The sequence below is a fragment of the Spirillospora sp. CA-108201 genome, assembly GCF_050936235.1.
GTDB lineage: Bacteria > Actinomycetota > Actinomycetes > Streptosporangiales > Streptosporangiaceae > Spirillospora.
The window spans coordinates 8923228-8939693 of sequence record NZ_JBNJNE010000001.1 but is presented as its reverse complement, the minus strand read 5'-3'; the positions used below and the strand labels follow the sequence as shown (position 1 = coordinate 8939693).

The window sequence follows — 16466 nt, the reverse complement described above, 5'->3', positions numbered from 1 at the left end:
GCGGGTCAACCCAGCCAGATCATGTTCGTCACGCGGAACTCCTTGATGTCGGCGAGGATGAGGTAGTCGAAGAACATCGAGGTGCCGTCGACCACCAGTCGATAGGCGAGATCGGCGTCATCCAACGGCCTTCCGGGGGGACTGCCTCCGGTGTCGATGGCCAGGCCGCCCGCGACCGCGAAGTCGCAGAAGAACCGGATCACCGAGTTCTTCAGCGTGGGGGGCATGGCCTCGATCACGTCAGAGGCCCCCTTCTCGCAGAAGACCGTCCAGCCGCTGCGGCCGGCGGTCACTTCTCCGCGTCTTCCTCCGACAGGAAACGCCGTTTGAGCTCTTCGAGCGAGACCAACTCGCTCCGGTCGGCCCTGCGCGCCCTGGCGCGGCGCTCCGCGCGGTCGGGGATCTGGGCCAGGTGGGCCTCGGCCCACCAGTCGTCCATGACCCGCCTGTAGTCGTCCTCTTCCTTGGCCGCCATGACCTCTTCGAGGAACCTGGTCCGCTTCTCCTCCGTCAGCCAGTCGGCGATGCCCTTGATCGTCCTCGGGACCCGGTGGACCTGGCCCGGGAGGAGTGGCTCTACAGGTTGTGCGCTCATGTCGCTCCTGTCCGTTCGGTGTCCCCTCTCACCCGTACACCGGGAGACCCTACCGGGCCCCACCGACGAGACCGAGGACCACGAACGGACGCGTCCGCCCGCCCTCAGGCCGATGCGGGCGGGCGGGCCCGGTGCTCCTCGCCGGGTGCGGCGGCCGCCCGCACGGACGGGGGGTCGAGGCGGAACAGGTCCTCGTCGATCCGGTCGAGGGCGAGACGCACGGCGCCGAGGGCCACCGACTCGTCCCCGAGCTCGGAGCCCTCGATCCGGACGGGGCTCAGGGACAGCGGCGCGACGTGCTCGCGCAGCGCGGCGACCAGCGGCGCGCCGGCCCCGGCCAGGGGGCCGCCGACCACGATCATCTCCGGGTCGAGGGCGAGGGCCATCGCCGCGACGCCGCGCGCCATCCGGGCGGCGAGCCGCTCCACCCGGTCCCGCGCCTCGGCGGACCCGCGCCCGGCCGCGTCCAGGACGCGTTCCGCCTCCTCGAAGAGGGGGCCGGAACCGGCGTCCGGCACCAGGGAGGCGGTCGTGTCGCGCAGGCCCAGCTCCTCCAGCATGCCGATCTCGCCCGCGGCCCCCCAGCGGCCCCGGTGCAGGCGGCCGCCGATGATCGCGCCCATGCCCGTGTGCAGGGCGGCGTGGACGCAGACGACGTCGTCGGCGTCGCGGGCGGCGCCGACCCACCGCTCGGCCACGGCGGCGAGGTTGGCGTCGTTCTCGACGAGGACGGGGCAGGCGAACGAGCGGCCCAGCTCGCGCGCCAGGTGGACACCCTCCCAACCGGGCACGACCGTACAGGACGTCACCGTCCCGTCCGGGGCGACGACGCCGGGGGTGCCGGCGGCGACGGCCCGCAGCGACCGCCGGTCGACGCCCGCCTCGGCGAGGCACGCCCTGACCGCGGCGCGCACCGCCGAGATCCGCTCGCCGGCGGCGGCGCCGCCGGAGAGGGCGGCGCGGTGCCCGCCGACGACCTCGCCGGCGAGGTCGGCGACGAGCAGCCGCACCCGGTGCGCGTCGACGTCGACGCCGAGGGCGTGGCCGGCCTCCGCGCGGAACCGGTAGCGGCGGGCGGGACGGCCGAGCCCCCGCCCGCGCGCGGCGCGTCCTCGGCGGCCAGGCCGCGGTCGATCAGCTCGCCCAGCACGCCCTCGGTGGTGGGCCGGGACAGCCCGACGCGCCGGGCCAGCTCCGACAGCGTCGCCTCGCCGCCGTCGCGCAGCGCCCGCAGCGTCGCGGCCGAGTTGAGCCGGCGGAGCACCGAGGGGTCGCCTCCGTGGAGAGAGTGGTGCGGCACGGGTACCCCTTGACAGCGATCGGCGGACGGACGACATTATTGCCAGACTACTTATGAAAACACCTTGCATAAGTCGCCGCCGGGTCCGGTGGCGGTGCGGACGGCCAGGTCGGAAGGGTGGGCGATGCAGCGGACGGCGCCGACGATCGCCGTGGCCGGCGCGGGACTGCGCGGCCGCGGCTACGCCGCGCGGATCCGGGAGACCGGGGCCGGCCGGATCGTCGCGGTCGCCGAGCCCGACCCGGCGCGGCGCGGCCGGTTCGCGGCCGAGCACGGCCTCCCTCCTGAGCGGACGTTCGCCGGGTGGCGCGAGATGGCCGAACGGGGCCGCCCCGCCGACGGAGTGATCATCGCGACGCAGGACGCCGAGCACGCCGAGCCCGCGGTCCGGTTCGCCGGCCTCGGCTGCCACGTCCTGCTGGAGAAGCCGATGGCGACGTCCGAGGCGGACGCGCTGCGCGTCGTCGACGCCGTGGAGCGCGCGGGAGTGATGCTCGCCGTCTGCCACGTGATGCGCTACACCGAGTACACGCGGACCTTCAGGCGGCTGGTCGAGGGCGGCCGGATCGGCGCGCCGGTCAGCGTCCAGCACCTCGAACCCGTCGGCTGGTGGCACCACGCCCATTCCTACGTGCGCGGCAACTGGCGGCGGGCGGACGAGTCCGGACCCATGCTGATGACGAAGTCGTGCCACGACATCGACTGGCTGATCCACGTGATGGGCGAGGCCCCCGCGCGGGTGTCCTCGTTCGGGCGGCGGTCGCACTTCCGCCCGGAGGAGCGGCCGTCCGGCGCCGCCGACCGCTGCGTCGACTGCGCCGTGGAGGCCCGCTGCCCCTACTCGGCGACCCGGCTGTACCTGTCGTGCCTCGGCGATCCCGGCCGCGAGAGGTGGCCGCTCGGCGCGGTCACCGACGACCGCACCGAGGCGGGCGTCCTGCGGGCGCTGCGCGAGGGCCCGTACGGGCGCTGCGTCTACGCGTGCGACAACGACGTGGTCGACCACCAGGTGGTGAGCATGGAGTTCCCGTCCGGCGCGACCGGCGTGTTCACCATGACCGCGTTCTCGGCCGCCGCCCCGCGCCAGACGCGCGTCTTCGGGACGTCCGGCAGCCTGGAGGGCGACGGCGTCCGCATCACGGTCCGCGACTTCGTCACCGGCGAGACCGAGATCGTCGAGCCCGGGGCCGGGCCTCCCGAGGGCGCGTCCGACGGCCGCCACGACCACGACGACGACGCGCTGGCCGACGCCTTCGTCGCCGCGCTGGCCGCGGGCGACCCGGCGCCGCTCAGCTCCGGCCCCCGCGAGAGCCTCGCCTCCCACCGCGTCGTGTGGGCCGCCGAACGGGCCCGGCTGGACGGCGCCGTCATCGAGCTGGGCCCGGCGTCGCTTCCGACGAGAGGAACGGTGCGTCCGTGACCATCAGACCGCTCCTGGGCGGCGCCGCCGCGCTGTCCCTGCTCCTCGCGTCCGCCGCCTGCGGCGACTCGTCCGGCGGGCCGGGGCCCGCGGGCAACGACGGCCGGGGCCCCATCACCGTCGCCACCGGCAAGGACCTCACCCAGACCGTGCAGCGGCTCGTCGCCGCGTGGAACGACGGCCATCCCGAGGAGAAGGTGCGGCTCGTCGAGCTGCCCGAGGACGGCGACCAGGCGCGGCAGCAGCTCGTCCAGAACATGCAGATCAAGTCCGACGCCTACGACGTCGTCCGGCTGGACGCGGTGTGGACGGCGGAGTTCGCCGCGCGCCGCTGGGTCCTGCCGCTGCCGGACGGGCTGGTGGACGCGTCCTCGTTCGTCCCGGCGGCCCTGCAGACCGGCCGGTACCGCGGCAGGCTGTACGCGGCGCCGTGGCTGACCGGGACCGGTGTCCTCTACTACCGCGAGGACCTCCTCGCCGAAGCCGGCGTGAAGAGCCCGCCGAGGACGTGGGCCGAGCTGCGCGACGCGTGCGCGAAGGTCCGCCGGACGGCGGAGGGCAGGGGCGTCGACTGCTACGCGGGCCAGTACGGCAAGTACGAGGGGCTCACGGTCAACTACTCCGAGGCCGTCCAGTCCGCGGGCGGCGAGGTCTTCGACTCGTCAGGCCGACCGCAGGTGAACACCCCGCAGGCCAAGGCAGGGCTCAAGTTCCTCGTGGACGGTTTCAGGAACGGCACCATTCCGCGGAAGGCCATCACGTTCAAGGAAGAGGAGGGACGCCGCGCCTTCCAGGAAGGGCATCTCGTCTTCCACCGCAACTGGGCCTACGTCTACGCGCTCGCCGCCGGGAAGGACGGCTCGAAGGTGGCGGGGAAGTTCGGCGTGGCGCCGATCCCGGGCGAGAGCGGGCCGGGCTCGGGCACCCTCGGCGGCAACAACCTGGCCGTGTCGGCGTTCTCCAGGCACCAGGCCACCGCCCGCGACTTCGTCGCCCACATCGTCGGCCCGGCGGTCCAGAACGAGTACGGCCGCGCGCAGTCGTTCCCGCTGTCCCTCGCCGCCCTCTACGGCGACCCCGAAATGATCAAGCGGTACCCGTACCTGCCGGTGCTGCGGCAGGGCATGGACAAGGCGCGGCCGCGCCCGGTCGTCGTCCGGTACAGCGAGGTCAGCGCCGCCGTCCAGGAGCACGTCACCGCGGCGCTCACCGGGGCGGAACCGGTGGACGAGGCGGCCGAGGACCTCCAGCAGGCCCTGACCGGCCTGGCCGACTGAAGCCCTCCGCGACCTACTCGTACCTGAGGCCGTACCCGAAGGGGAACAGAGGCTTCTTGCCGTCTCCCTTGTTGATGGGCTGCTGGGAGGCGGTGCGCATCCACGTCACCGGGAGCCTGCCGGTGGGCGCGGCGGTCCCGTACAGGACGTCGGCGACGCCCGCCCCCTCGCTGCCCGGCAGCCACGCCGCGACGAGCGCGTTCCACCTGGGCAGTTCCGAGGCGATGTCCAGCGGACGTCCCGACACCAGCACCACCACCACCGGGACGCCGGACGCCCGCAGCCGCCCGATCGTCTTCAGGTCCGCCTCGTCGAGGCCCATGTCACCGGTGAGGTCGCCGCGGTACTCGGCGTAGGGCTTCTCCCCCACCACGGCGACCGCCACGTCGTAGGACCTGTCGATGCCCGTCCCGTCCCTGCCGTAGGTGACGGTCGCGGACGGGGCGGCCGCCTTGCGGATGCCCTGGAGGATCGTGGTGCCCTTCGTGGTCGGGCCCGGCGCGCCCTGCCAGCTGATCGTCCAGCCGCCCGACTGCATGCCGACGTCGTCGGCGCTGCGCCCGGCGACGAAGACCTTGTCGCCGTCGTCCAGCGGCAGGACGCCGTCCGCGTTCTTCAGCAGCACCTGCGACTCGGCGACCGCGCGCCGGGCGAGCGCGCGGTGCGCGGCGCTCCCGACCGTCTTCAGGTAGGCGCGGTCGGCCATCGGCCGCTCGAACAGTCCCAGCTGGAACTTCTTGGTCAGGATGCGGCGGTTGGCGTCGTCGACGCGGGACATCGGGACGGTCCCGTCCTTCACCGCGTCCCGCAGATAGTCGATGAACCGGCGCCATCCGGTCGGCACCATGACCATGTCGATCCCGGCGTTGACCGCGGCCGCGACCTCCTCCTTGGTGAACCCCCGCCTGCCGTCGATCTGGTTGATGCCGTTGTAGTCGGACACGACGAACCCCGTGAAGCCCAGTTCGCGCTTGAGGACGTCGGAGATCAGGTACGTGTTCTGGTGCATCTTCAGCCCGTTCCAGGAGCTGTAGGAGATCATCACCGAGCCGACGCCGCGCTTCACGGCCTCGCGGAAGGGCGGCAGGTGGACCGCGCGCAGCTCCTTCTCGGTGACCCTGGTGTCGCCGCGGTCGGCGCCGCCCTCGGTTCCGCCGTCCCCGAGGTAGTGCTTCGCCGTGGCCAGGACGGACGCGGGGCCGCCCAGCCCGTCCCCCTGGAGCCCGTCGATGAGCGTCGTCATGGCCGCGGGCAGCTCGGGCACCTCGCCGAACGACTCGTACGTCCGGCCCCAGCGGTCGTCGCGGGCGACGCACAGGCAGGGCGCGAAGTCCCAGTCCACACCCGTCCCCGTCATCTCCGCCGCGGTCGCCGCGCCGATCCCGCGGACGAGGGCCGGGTCGCGGGCCGCGCCGAGCCCGATGTCGTGCGGAAAGATCGTCGCACCGGCCACGTTGTTGTGGCCGTGCACCGCGTCCACCCCGTACATCATCGGGACGCGCAGCGGCGCGGCGAGCGCGGCCCGCTGGAGGCCGTCGTACATGTCCGCCCAGCTCTCCGGCGTGTTGGGGCTCGGCGCCGACCCCCCGCTCGACAGCACCGACCCGATCCGGTACCGGGTGACCTCCTCCGGCTTCACGTACCGCCGCTCCGGCTGCGTCATCTGGCCGAGCTTGTCGGCCAGGCTCATCCGGCCGAGCAGGTCGTCGACGCGGTCCTCCACCGACAACCGGGGGTCGAGGTAGGGCGCGGGACCCGAGGCCGCCCGGACGGGACCGCCGTGGACGGTCAGCGCCAGCAGGGCGAGCAGGCTCAGGCCGAGGACGCGGGTCCGCAGCGCCCGCGGGGAGGAACAGTACATGCGGAAGGTTTTTCCAGGTTCGATCAAACGCAACGCAACCGGATACCAGCACCTGAGCAAATATCTGCCGGTCATGGCCGGACGAAACACATAGGGCTCTCGGTCGGGATCGAACCGACACTTCCAGGACCACAACCTGGTGTGCAGACCACTACACCACGAAAGCCGTATCTCCGGCAGGAATCGAACCTGCGGCCTCCGGGTCCGCAACCCGGCGCGCTCTCCACTGCGCCACGGAGACGTGTTCTTGCGTGCTGAGCGCAGGAATCGAACCTGCCTGCCGCGGTTTATGAGACCGCTGGACGCACCAGCGTCCCTGCCCAGCGCGGAGGGTGCGAGATTCGAACTCGCGCAGGGGTGACCCTGACGACGGCTTAGCAAGCCGCTGCCTTTCCGCTCGGCCAACCCTCCGGAAACGAAAAAGACCGCCCGTGGTCTTCGGGCGGTCGGCGTCAGGACGTGCGGTTCACGTCCGTCGGCGACTCCCGGGACCGAAATGGCTGCTGCGCATTCGATGGCTTCGCATCGTGCGACTCCCCTTTCCGATCCCGTCTTTCCGGCGTTCTCACCCTTCGACGTCCATGGTGCCGGGGCGGTTTCGCCCCGGCAACCCATTTATCGCCTCATTCCTAGAAATCGGTCCCTCGGGCGGTCGGCTCCCAGGCCGCGAACTCCTCGCGCGCCGCGGTGAGGGCGGCGTCCACCGCGTCCGCGGCGTCGTTGCCCAGCGGCAGCCGGAGCGGCGTCCTCTCGGCGTCCAGCGCCTCCAGGATCGCCGCGGCGGCCTTCGCCGGATCGCCCGGCTGCTTCCCGTCGCTGCCCGGCAGGTTCGCCCGGACCGGGCCCACCCCTGCGGCGTACTCCGGCATCGCGGACGTCTGGTGCAGCCCTCCGGCGGCGAACGACGTCCGGAACGCGCCCGGCTCGACCACCAGCACCTTGATCCCGAACGGCGCGACCTCCAGCGCCAGCGCCTCCGACAGGCCCTCCAGAGCGAACTTGGTCGCCGAGTAGGCGCCCACGCCGGGGAAGGAGAACCGGCCGCCCATGCTCGACATCTGCACGACGGCGCCGCTCCCCTGCCGGCGCATGTGCGGCAGCACCGCCCGGACCAGCGCCGCCGGACCGAAGAAGTGCAGGTCCATCAGCTCGCGCAGCTCGCGGTCGGTCGTCTCCTCCACGGCCCCGACGACGCCGCGCCCCGCGTTGTTGACCAGCACGTCGATCCGTCCGTGCCACAGCACCGCGTCCGCGACCACGTCCGCGGCCTTCGACTGGTCGGTGACGTCCAGCTCGACCGCGCTCACCCGGTCCGGATGCCGCGCCACCAGATCGTCCAGCGTCTCCGGGCGCCGCGCCGCCGCGACCACCGTGTCGCCGGCCGCCAGCGCCGCCTCCGCGACCGCCCTCCCGAAACCGGAGTTCGCCCCGGTGATCAGCCAGACCCGTCCTTGCTCAGCGGTGTTCGTCATGCCCGCAGTTATCGCAGCCCTCCGGCCGCGCCGTCCAAGACAGAGATCCTTCCGGCCGATAAGGAGCGTTTATGATCGCCGGATGGAGCTGCGCCGGCTGCGCTACCTCGCCGCGATCGCGGACGCCGGCAACCTCGGCCGGGCCGCCGGGGCCCTCTACGTCAGCCAGCCCGCGCTCTCCTACGCGCTGCGCGGGCTCGAGACCGAGCTCGGCGTCCGGCTGTTCGACCGGCACGCGGGCGGCGTGACCCCCACTGCGGCGGGCCGCGACGTGATCGCCGAGGCGCGCCGCACCGTCCGGCAGGCCGACCGCGTCGCCGCCGCGGCGGAGCGGCACCGGCGCGGGCAGACCGGCGTCCTGCGCGTCGGGTTCGAGGCGAGCGGCGCGGGCGAGCTGACGACCCGGGCCCGCGCCGAGTTCGCCCGCGCCCATCCCGGCGTCCGCGTCGAGCCCAAGCGCTTCGACTGGGGCGGCGAGACCGCCGCGCTGCGCGCCGGGCAGGTGGACGTGGCGTTCGTGTGGCTGCCCGCCGACCTCGGCGGCCTGCACTCGGAGATCGTCCACACCGAGCCCCGCGTCGTGGGCCTCCCGGCGGGCCATCCGCTCGCCTCCGCCGAGGCCGTCTCCATCATGGACGTCAAGGACGAGCCCCTCATGTGGACCGAGCGCGCGCCCCGCGAGTGGGTGGACTGGTGGGCGGTCAACCCCCGGCCGGACGGGTCGGCCCCGCGCTGGGGCCCCACGAACGACAACGTCGAGGAGATGCTCGAACAGGTCGCCGAGGGCGCGGCCATCTGCTTCGCGCCGTCGAGCATGGCGCTGTACGACGCGCGCCCTGGGCTGTCCTGGGCGCCGCTCACGGACGTGGAGCCGCTGCGCGTCGCGCTCGCCTGGGCGGACGGCGGTCCGCTCGTCGAGGCGTTCGCCGCGATCGTCCGCGACCTCGCCGGCGTCAGGCGTACGTCCGCGGCGTCTCCACGGCCGCGCTGAGCGCCCGGAGCGCGTGGTAGACGCGGACCTTGACCACGTCGACCGGCACCCCCAGCGAGGCCGCGGCCTCGTTGACCGACCGGTCCCGGAAGACCGTCTCGGTGAGGATCTCGCGGTGCGCGGGAGGCAGCCCCTGGAAGGCCCGGGCGACCACCGCGGGGCGCGTCCGCTCCCCCGGCGAACCGGGGGCGAAAGAACCGGTGTCTTTGCCCATTCGCAGTGCCACACGACGAACTTCGCACCCCTCCCCCGTCCCGCCGCCGTCCTTATGGCGGCGTTAAGGAAGCGTTGAGGCTCCGGTTCAGGGGGCGGGGCGGAGGGGTTCGCCGGAGGCGAGGAGGGCGAGGGCGGCGGCGCCGTAGAGGCCGGCGTCGCGGTCCAGGGCGGTGGCGGACACGCGCAGGTCGCGCAGGTGCGGCATGCCGGCGCGGGCGGCGATCGCGGCGCGCAGCGGGTCGAGGAGCAGGTCGCCCGCGGCCGCCACCCCGCCGCCGACGACGACGTCGCGGACGTCGAGGACGGAGGCGGTGTTGAGGATCGCGGTGGCGAGGGCGCCGGCGGCGCGCTGGAAGGCCGCGAGCGGGATCGGGGCGCCGGCGCGGGCGGCGGCGGCCAGGGCGCGGGCGTCGGGCCGGCCCGTCGCCGGGGCGAGCGTCCAGCCCTGCGCGAGCGCCCAGCGGACCATGCTGGGGCCGCCCGCGACGGTCTCCAGGCAGCCGCGGGCGCCGCAGACGCAGGGCTCGCCGTCGAGGTCGACGATGACGTGGCCGATGTGGCCCGCGTTGCCGGTGCGTCCCGTCCAGGGGCGGCCGTCGATGACGAGGCCGCCGCCGACGCCGGTCGACACCACGACGCCGAGCAGGGACCCGCGGTCGTGGCCGCCGCGCCACCACTCGCCGAGCGCCATGCACTGGGCGTCGCCCGCGAGGGCGACCGGGACGCCGGGGACGAGGCGCTGGACGGCCGCGACGAGCCGGTAGCCGCGCCAGCGGGGGATGTTGATCGGGCTGACGGTGCCGCCGGCCGCGTCGATCGGGCCGGCCGAGCCGATGCCGACGCCGGTCAGGCCGGGCCGGGCGAAGTCGGCGACGAGGCCGCGCAGGGTGGCGGTGGGGGCCTGGCCGACGGGGTGCTCGGCGCGGTCGAGGAGCGTGCCGTCGGCGTCGACGCGGGCGACGGCGAACTTGGTCCCGCCGATGTCGAGGGCGAGGACGGTCATGACCCGATCCCCGGCAGCACGCGGTAGAGCGTGCCGTGTCCGGTGAGGCGGGCGGCGGGGGCGCCGGCGGGGACGAAGGCGGCTTCCCCCCGGGCGAGCGTCAGGGCCCGCTCCGCGGTGAGGCGCGCTTCGCCTTCCAGGCAGAGGAGCGTCTGCGGAAGGCCGGCGGGCAGGTCCTCGGGATCCGCTGAGAGGTCGTGGCGGACGAGGGTGAACTCCTCGGCGGACGTGCGGTACCGGCGGTCCTCCGTGGGCGCGACCCGGTGCGGCCTGGACGGGGCGAACTCGACGACGCGCATCAGTTCGGGGACGTCGATGTGCTTGGCGGTGAGTCCGCAGCGCACGACGTTGTCGGAGTTCGCCATGACCTCGATCGCCAGGCCGCCCAGGTAGGAGTGGGGCACTCCGGCGTCCAGGAAGAGGGCCTGGCCGGGCTTGAGCTCGACGTGGTCGAGCAGGAGCGCGGCGAGGACCCCGGGGTCGCCGGGGTGGGCGCGGGCGATGTCGGCGTAGACGCCGGTCAGGGCCGGCTCGACCGCGGCCTGCAGGGGCCTGGAGCGCTCGTCCAGCATCTGGGTGAGGACGGTCCGGAGCGCCTCGGCGGGCGGTTCGTCGCGGAGCGTCCCGATCCACGGGTCCAGCTCGGGGACCTTCAGGTCTTCGAGCATGCCGGCGGTCTCGCCGGGTTCGCGGAAGCCGCACAGGCCGTGGAACTCGGTGAGGGCGCAGACCATCTCGGGCTTGTGGAAGGGGTCCTTGTAGGTGCGGGCGGGGTCGTCGACGGGGATGCCCTGCGCCTCCTCGCGGGCGAACCCGGCCTCGGCCTGCGCCGTGGTCGGGTGCACCTGGAGCGACAGCGGCCTCTCGACGGCCAGCACCTTCAGCAGGTAGGGCAGTGTCGGGCCGAACCGGTCCACGCACGGGGCGCCGAGCATCCCGATCGGGTCGCGGTCGATGAGGGCGCCGAGGGGAGTCCCGTCCACCCGGGAGGGGGCGGCGGGATGCGCGCCCGCCCACAGCTCGGCCTGCGGCCGGCCGGTCGGCTCCACGCCGAGCAGCTCGGCCAGAGCGGTCCGCGATCCCCAGTCGTAGGGACGGATCGCGGTGGTCAGCGGCAATGGCACCAACCTGCGCGATCTCCTTGCTCGGGGCACCGTGACCGGACGACGGCGCGCGTGAGGGACAGCGTACAAGCGTCGCGGGGGAAGGCGAACGCTACTCGGGTCGTCCCCGGCGCGTCGTTCTCCGACCCGGCCCGGCGCGGGTTCGCCGGCGCGCCGGTGAACCCGGAGGGTCCCGCCGGCGAACTGATAAGCGGGCACGGCAGGCGATCGGCCGAGCCCTTAGGATGAACCCCCAGGGGGTGGTGGACTTGGGCAAGCACAACAAACCGGCGACGCGGTCGTGCCCCGGTTGCAACGGCACCGGCACCAGCACCGCCACCCACGAGCGGTGCAACGTCTGCCGCGGCACCGGCCGCATCTGACGCCGCGTCACGGCCGTCCGATCCCCCGCTCGGACGGCTCCGGGCGGGTCCCTGGAGTGCGGCGCCGGGCCTGGCCGCCCGCGACGGCGAGCGCCCCGGCGCACGACGCCCAGGCCAGAAGGGCGTACCCGCCCGCCGACAGGACGGCCGTGGACAGCAGGCTCGCGGCAGCGGCGACCGTCCAGACGGCCGCGTCGACGGCGCCCTCGGTGTGCGGACGCTCCGCCTCGGGCAGGTCGCGGGCGAGGCGCGCGCTGCCGCCGACGAAGCAAAGGTTCCAGCCGTAGCCGAGCAGGAAGAGCGCCGCGACGCGTCCCGGCGCCCCGGTCGCGACCGCGGCGAGGGCGGTGGACGCGGCGAGGACGGCCAGGCCCGCGACGATCACCGGGTGCGCGCCGTACCGGTCGGTCATGCGCCCCGTCAGCGGTGAGAGGGCGAACATGCCGAGCGTGTGCGCCGACAGCGTCATGCCGACCGCCCCGAGGCCGTCGCCGTGCATGTGCATGTCCAGCGGCGCGGCCGTCATGACGGCGACCATCACGGCCTGCGCCGTGGCCATCACCGCCAGCGCGGAGCGGGCGGCCGGCGTCCGGGCCAGGCGGCGCAGCGGCGGCGGCGAGCCCTGCGCCCTCGCCCGGCCGCCCGGCCCGCCCGCCGCGGCGCCGGCGGCGGCCGCGCAGGTCAGGACGGCCAGCAGGAACGGGCCGGTGAACGCGGGGAGGCCGGCGTCCGCGGCCGCCGCGCCGGACGGGTCGAGCAGCAGCGGCCCGCCGACGGCGCCGGCCGCCGCGCACCAGACCACGAGCCCGATGGCGAAGCCGCGCCGTCCCGGCGGATGCAGGTCGGCCGCCGCGTACCGCGAGAGCTGGGCCCCCGCGTTGCCGAGCCCGAGCAGCAGCATCCCGAGGCAGAGCCCCGCGACGTCGCCGGTCGCGACCGCGAGGGCGGCCAGGCACGCGCCCGCCGCCGCGGCGGCGTAGCCGAGGGCGGGGGCGCGGCGCCGGCCCGTCCGCACGAGCCGGGTCAGGGCCAGGGCGCCGGCGCCCGTCCCGACGATGCCGGCCGTGTTCGGCACGCCTCCCCACCCGGCGCCGAGCCGGTCCGCCGCGACCAGGGTCGCGGTCGTGCTCGCCACCGCCATGGACGCGTTCATCAGGGCGACGCCCGAGCAGAGGGCCGCCATCGGCCGGGATCGTTTCTCCATGCCTTGACGCTAGAAACGCCGATTCGCAAAAGGAATGGACAATCCCCGGCATTCGACCTTCTCGGCTTATAGTTCGCAAAGCGATGTCCCGAAAGGACTTTCCACATGGATCAGACGGACTGGAGCATCCTCGCCGAGCTGCAGCGGGACGGCCGCCTGTCGTTCAACCGGCTCGCGGCCCTGGTGAACCTGTCGCCCCCGGCGGTCGCCGAGCGGGTGCGGCGGCTGGAGGAGTCCGGTGTGATCACCGGCTACCAGGCGCGGGTCGACCCGGCCAGGGTCGGCCAGCCGCTGACCGCCTTCGTCCAGATGCGGTGCGCCCTCGGCCGCTGCCTGCTCAAGACGTCCGCCGCCGAGGACCTGCCCGAGGTCACCGAGGTCCACAAGCTGAGCGGCAGCCGGTGCTCGATGCTGAGGGGTGCGGGTCGCCTCGATGCCGCACCTGGAGGGACTCCTGGAACGCCTCGGGGAGCACGGCGAGATGAACTCGCACATCGTCCTGTCGACCGCCTACGAGGGCCGCGCGGTGGAGCCGCCCGCCCACGAGACCCGCAGGGTCACGCGCTCGGAGGGCTGGACCCGCTGAGCCGGCGCACCCGCCCGCCCCGCGGGTTCGCGTTTCTTCGCACCGCGCGAAGGTGCCGGAGATGATTCAATCGGGCGTTATGTGGCACTCGTCACTGCGCTCCTCGTCCTGGCGGCAGTGGTATCAGCCGGGGGTCCCCGGGGAGGTCGACATCCCGGACGTCCCCGTGACGCGCCTGCTCGACGATGCCGCGGACCGGTACCCGCGCAACCACGCGCTGATCTTCTTCGGCCGGCGGATCAACTACCGCGACCTGCGCGCGGCCGTGGACCGGTTCGCCGACGGCCTGCACCGGCTGGGAGTGCAGCCCGGCGACCGGGTCGCACTGATCCTTCCCAACTGCCCGCAGCAGGTCATCGCGTTCTTCGGCGTGCTGCGCAGGGGCGCGATCGCGGTCCAGCACAACCCCCTCTACACCGAGGAGGAGATGCTCCGGCAGCTCGCCGACTGCGGCGCGCGCGTCGCCGTCGTATTGGATCGCTCCTACAAGACGGTGAGGGCCGTGCGGGCCCGGGCGGGCCTGGAGCACATCGTCGTGACGTCCCTGGCCGACTTCCTGCCGGCCGGCAGGCGGATCGCCCTGCGGCTCCCGCTCGTGCAGATGCAGCGGCGGCGCGCGGCCATCACCGCGGACGTGCCGCACGACCCCGGCGTCGTCCAGTTCAAGGAGTTGCAGCGGGCCCCCACGCGGCGCGTGCAGCAGCTGCCCCTGGACCCGTCGAGGCATCTCGCCGCCATCCAGTACACCGGCGGGACGGAGGGGCGCCCCAAGGGCGCGATGCTGACGCACCGCAACCTCGTCGCGAACGCCTGCCAGCAGCAGGCGTGGGACCTCGACGGGCGTCCCGGCGCGGACGTGACGCTGGCGGTGCTGCCCCTGTTCCACTCGTTCGGGCTGATGAGCTGCCTCGTCGCGCCCGTGATGACGGCCGGGGCGGTGGTGCTGCTCCCCCGCTACGACGGCGAACGCGTGGTCCGGGCGATCCGCAGGTACCGGCCGACGATCTTCCCCGGGGTGCCGACGCTGTACGAGCAGGTGCTCGACAGCCCGCGGCTCCGGCCGGACGACCTGCGGTCGCTGCGCATTTTCATCTCCGGGGCGATGGCGATGCCGCAGAGCACGGTCGACCGGCTCGCCGCGGTCGGGGCCAGGGGCCTGATCAACTGCTACGGGCTGACCGAGGCGTCTCCGGCCGTCACCGCGAACCCGCTGGGAGGCGGGGCCCGGAACCTGACGGTCGGGCTGCCGCTGCCCATGACCGACGCCGTCATCGTCGACCAGGACGAGCCGACGAAGGTCCTGCCGCCGGGCGGGACCGGGGAGGTCGTCGTGCGCGGGCCGCAGGTGTTCGCGGGCTACTGGAACGCACCGCTCGCCACCGCGCAGGCCCTGTCGAAGGGCTGGCTCCGCACGGGTGACATCGGGGTGATGGACGAGAAGGGCTTCATCACCATCGTGGACCGCCAGCGAGACATGATCAAGGTGAGCGGCTTCACCGTGTCCCCGTCCGAGGTGGAGAAGGTGCTGCGCCGCCACTCCGCCGTGCACGACTGCGCCGTGGTCGGCGTGCCCGACGCCCGGCGCGGCGAGCGCATCATCGCCCACGTGGTGGAACACCCCGCCTACCCGTTCTCGGCGGACGAGCTGCGCCGGCACTGCGAACGCTTTCTGTCGCACTACAAGGTGCCCTCGGAGTTCCTGCCCCGGACCGAACTCCCCCTGAACATGCTGGGCAAAGTCGTCCGGCAGCGGCTGCGGGACGAGTTCGCGTCCTCGTCGGCGGAGCGGATGGGCCCCGCGCGGAGTGGTTGACTGGTCGGGTGCGCAACGAGACCGTCCAGCCAGAGCTCTTCACACGGCTCGCCCAGATCGGGCGCCAGAGGGCCACGCAAGACGGATCGCCGCTGACCCTGTACGACCGGCACGGCGTGCTCGTCGTCCGCGTCGGCGACGTGGTCGTGAAGGCGCACCAGGCCGACCGGGAGCACGGCCCCGCCCTCCTCGACCGGATACGGCTGGCGGGCGCGCTGCCCGACCTGGTCGTCGGCGCCCTGGGGCCACCGCTCACCGTGGACGGCCGCACGGTCACGCTCGCGACGTTCGGCGAGCCCGTGGACCCGGCCAAGGACCTCCCCTGGGAGGAGGGCGCCCGGCTCTTGGCGGCCCTGCACTCGGCGCCCGTCCCGGCCGACGCGCCGTCGTGGGGACGTCCGGCACGGGTGGCCCGGCTGGTCTCCCGCCTGGGCGACGGCCCCGCCGAAGACGCGGTGCGCCGCGCGTTCGCCACTCTCCCGGCCTGGATACGCGGGGAGGAGGAGGAACCCGCGGGAGGCGCCCGCCGCCTCATCCACGGCGACTGGCATCTGGGGCAGATGGTCCGCGCACCGGGCGGGCGGTGGCGGCTGATCGACATCGAGGACCTCGGCGCGGGCGACCCCGCATGGGACCTCGCACGGCCTGCCGCGCTCTACTCCGGCGGAGTGCTGGCCCCCCGGGACTGGGAGCGCTTCCTCGGCGCGTACCGGGAGGCGGGCGGCCCGGCCGTGCCCGCGCAGGGCGACCCCTGGACGGCCCTGGACGTCCCCGCCCGAAGTCTGGCGATCCAGATCGCGGCCACGTGCGTCATATCCGCGGGGAGGGAAGATCGACCACTCGACGGCGCGGAGCAGGCGATGGTCGACGCCTGCGTGAGAATATCCGCGGCAGGGGAGGCGGCATGACGTGGCGCCGAACCTGTCCTACATTTAGCCTCTACCTGGGGATCCATACCGGAAGGATGACAAGGCGATGCACTGCCCTAAATGTCGTGGCGTGATGCGGACCTACACCCGCAGCGGCGTCCACATCGAGCAATGTGACAGCTGCCGGGGCATCTTCCTCGACTACGGCGAGCTTGAGGCCCTGGCCCAGATGGAGTCGCAGTACCGCGCGGCGCCTCCGCCCGCCGCCGCGCCCGGCTGGGGCGCCCCGGCGGGGTCGGTCCACCACCACCATCACGGGCACCACCGCCCGCACCACGGCGGCGGCGTGTTCCACATGCTCTTCTCCACCTGA

Annotated in this window: 16 protein-coding genes, 4 tRNA genes and 1 pseudogene; 7 read left to right on the top strand and 14 right to left on the bottom strand. The window is 73.9% G+C overall.

Going from position 1 to position 16466, the window contains the following annotated elements:
- Positions 1 to 5: 5 nt before the first annotated feature.
- The 4 genes and pseudogenes from ACQEU6_RS42760 to ACQEU6_RS42745 all read right to left on the bottom strand — a co-directional run.
- Positions 6 to 293 carry a hypothetical protein gene (locus ACQEU6_RS42760; RefSeq protein ID WP_499339517.1) on the bottom strand — a complete coding sequence of 96 codons (288 nt, stop codon included), beginning with the start codon at positions 291 to 293 and terminating at the stop codon, positions 6 to 8.
- On the bottom strand, positions 290 to 595 hold the full coding sequence (locus tag ACQEU6_RS42755; protein ID WP_499339516.1) for a hypothetical protein: 306 nt from the start codon (positions 593 to 595) through the stop codon (positions 290 to 292). The genes ACQEU6_RS42760 and ACQEU6_RS42755 overlap by 4 nt, the downstream gene beginning before the upstream one ends.
- A gap of 104 nt (positions 596 to 699) precedes the next feature.
- Complete coding sequence (locus tag ACQEU6_RS42750; RefSeq protein WP_499339515.1) at positions 700 to 1605, bottom strand: ROK family protein; 906 nt, start codon at positions 1603 to 1605, stop codon at positions 700 to 702.
- Positions 1606 to 1763: 158 nt separating this feature from the next.
- Positions 1764 to 1859: pseudogene (locus ACQEU6_RS42745) on the bottom strand (hypothetical protein); the annotation flags it as partial.
- A 160-nt stretch (positions 1860 to 2019) separates the two neighbouring features.
- On the opposite strand from ACQEU6_RS42745, the gene ACQEU6_RS42740 reads away from it, so the two are divergent.
- Positions 2020 to 3315, top strand: a complete 1296-nt coding sequence (locus ACQEU6_RS42740; RefSeq protein ID WP_499339514.1) for a Gfo/Idh/MocA family protein — start codon at positions 2020 to 2022, stop codon at positions 3313 to 3315.
- Positions 3312 to 4592 (top strand): ABC transporter substrate-binding protein, encoded by a 1281-nt coding sequence (locus ACQEU6_RS42735; protein WP_499339513.1) that lies wholly within the window; start codon positions 3312 to 3314, stop codon positions 4590 to 4592. Before ACQEU6_RS42740 ends, ACQEU6_RS42735 begins: the two co-directional genes overlap by 4 nt.
- Positions 4593 to 4605: 13 nt before the next feature.
- Here the strand turns inward: ACQEU6_RS42735 and ACQEU6_RS42730 are convergent, their stop codons facing one another.
- The 6 genes from ACQEU6_RS42730 to ACQEU6_RS42705 all read right to left on the bottom strand — a co-directional run bounded on the left by ACQEU6_RS42730 (position 4606) and on the right by ACQEU6_RS42705 (position 7925).
- Positions 4606 to 6453: a glycoside hydrolase family 3 protein gene (locus ACQEU6_RS42730; protein WP_499339512.1), complete on the bottom strand. Its 1848-nt coding sequence runs from the start codon at positions 6451 to 6453 to the stop codon at positions 4606 to 4608.
- 94 nt (positions 6454 to 6547) lie between these two features.
- A tRNA-His gene (locus ACQEU6_RS42725) sits at positions 6548 to 6619 on the bottom strand.
- A gap of 2 nt (positions 6620 to 6621) precedes the next feature.
- Positions 6622 to 6694: transfer RNA gene (locus ACQEU6_RS42720), tRNA-Arg, on the bottom strand.
- An 11-nt stretch (positions 6695 to 6705) separates the two neighbouring features.
- A tRNA-Met gene (locus ACQEU6_RS42715) sits at positions 6706 to 6778 on the bottom strand.
- A gap of 1 nt (position 6779) precedes the next feature.
- Positions 6780 to 6864: transfer RNA gene (locus ACQEU6_RS42710), tRNA-Ser, on the bottom strand.
- A 218-nt stretch (positions 6865 to 7082) separates the two neighbouring features.
- Positions 7083 to 7925, bottom strand: coding sequence for an oxidoreductase (locus ACQEU6_RS42705; RefSeq protein WP_499339511.1), 843 nt, complete (start codon positions 7923 to 7925; stop codon positions 7083 to 7085).
- Between the two features lie 82 nt (positions 7926 to 8007).
- On the opposite strand from ACQEU6_RS42705, the gene ACQEU6_RS42700 reads away from it, so the two are divergent.
- Positions 8008 to 8916 (top strand): LysR family transcriptional regulator, encoded by a 909-nt coding sequence (locus ACQEU6_RS42700; protein WP_499339510.1) that lies wholly within the window; start codon positions 8008 to 8010, stop codon positions 8914 to 8916.
- On the opposite strand, the gene ACQEU6_RS42695 is transcribed toward ACQEU6_RS42700, so the two are convergent.
- The 4 genes from ACQEU6_RS42695 to ACQEU6_RS42680 form a co-directional block, all read right to left on the bottom strand.
- Positions 8879 to 9142, bottom strand: a complete 264-nt coding sequence (locus tag ACQEU6_RS42695; protein ID WP_499339509.1) for a sigma factor-like helix-turn-helix DNA-binding protein — start codon at positions 9140 to 9142, stop codon at positions 8879 to 8881. The two genes, ACQEU6_RS42700 and ACQEU6_RS42695, sit on opposite strands and share 38 nt — an antisense overlap.
- A 75-nt stretch (positions 9143 to 9217) precedes the next feature.
- Complete coding sequence (locus ACQEU6_RS42690; protein ID WP_499339508.1) at positions 9218 to 10135, bottom strand: ROK family protein; 918 nt, start codon at positions 10133 to 10135, stop codon at positions 9218 to 9220.
- The gene (manA, locus tag ACQEU6_RS42685; RefSeq protein ID WP_499339507.1) at positions 10132 to 11259 is read right to left on the bottom strand and encodes a mannose-6-phosphate isomerase, class I; all 1128 of its coding nucleotides are present in this window, start codon (positions 11257 to 11259) and stop codon (positions 10132 to 10134) included. Before manA ends, ACQEU6_RS42690 begins: the two co-directional genes overlap by 4 nt.
- 369 nt (positions 11260 to 11628) lie before the next feature.
- A complete protein-coding gene (locus tag ACQEU6_RS42680) occupies positions 11629 to 12825 on the bottom strand; it encodes an MFS transporter (protein ID WP_499339506.1) in 1197 nt (398 codons plus the stop codon).
- A 105-nt stretch (positions 12826 to 12930) separates the two neighbouring features.
- Between ACQEU6_RS42680 and ACQEU6_RS42675 the strand changes: the two genes are divergently transcribed.
- The 4 genes from ACQEU6_RS42675 to ACQEU6_RS42660 all read left to right on the top strand — a co-directional run bounded on the left by ACQEU6_RS42675 (position 12931) and on the right by ACQEU6_RS42660 (position 16466).
- Positions 12931 to 13476, top strand: a complete 546-nt coding sequence (locus ACQEU6_RS42675) for an Lrp/AsnC family transcriptional regulator (RefSeq protein WP_499339505.1) — start codon at positions 12931 to 12933, stop codon at positions 13474 to 13476.
- A 14-nt stretch (positions 13477 to 13490) separates the two neighbouring features.
- Complete coding sequence (locus tag ACQEU6_RS42670; protein WP_499339504.1) at positions 13491 to 15224, top strand: AMP-binding protein; 1734 nt, start codon at positions 13491 to 13493, stop codon at positions 15222 to 15224.
- Between the two features lie 8 nt (positions 15225 to 15232).
- Complete coding sequence (locus ACQEU6_RS42665; RefSeq protein WP_499339503.1) at positions 15233 to 16132, top strand: phosphotransferase family protein; 900 nt, start codon at positions 15233 to 15235, stop codon at positions 16130 to 16132.
- Between the two features lie 67 nt (positions 16133 to 16199).
- Complete coding sequence (locus ACQEU6_RS42660) at positions 16200 to 16466, top strand: TFIIB-type zinc ribbon-containing protein (protein ID WP_499339502.1); 267 nt, start codon at positions 16200 to 16202, stop codon at positions 16464 to 16466.